Below are 614 nucleotides of genomic sequence, written 5' to 3'. Positions count from 1 at the left end.
CGCACGCCGACCGTCGGCGACGAGTCGATCACAAAGGCATTCTCGAAGCCGGGGATGTACTTGCGGATCACGTTCTTCAGCTGCCGGTTCTGCAGCCGGGCCTGGGTGTCGGCGCGTGAGATGTCCCAGGCGTTGGTGCCGTCGACGCCGTAGACGCGCGAGTTGTTCACGGTGACGATACCGTGTGCAACGTCGATGCCCTCGAACCGGAGGTAGTGGATCTCTTCCGGGAGTTCGCCAGCCGCGCGGGCCTTGTCGGCGATATGAAAGAAGCCAGACAGCCGAACGAGCCCCTTTTCGGGCTGAATGATGTGAAAGTTGGGGTCGGCGGTGAAGTACTCTTTCGGTTGGCTGCGGCAGTACTCGATCACTTTGCCCAGGTCGACACCCCCGAGCCTGAAGAGCACACTCATCGGGCGCATCTTGTTGTCCTTCTCGCGCCCCTTGACGTACTCGGCGCCGGCTGCGGCGGCGACGTCGGCATCACCCGTGGCGTCGACAACGGTTTTCGCCAGAATCGCCTGGCGGCCGGATTTGTTCTGGATGATCACGCCCTTGATGCGTGAGCCTTCCATGATCGCGTCCTCGATCCAGGTGTAGTTCAGCACTTCGAC

1 protein-coding gene is annotated in these 614 nt (G+C 61.9%); it reads right to left on the bottom strand.

All coding sequences use genetic code 11. From position 1 onward, the window contains the following. A partial coding sequence (locus AC3A6X_RS36410; protein ID WP_487846718.1) for an FAD-dependent oxidoreductase occupies window positions 1–614 on the bottom strand: 614 nt, incomplete at both ends.

The organism is Variovorax sp. Soil_C_12 (assembly GCF_057657375.1).
This window is presented reverse-complemented; position numbering and strand designations above follow the sequence as displayed.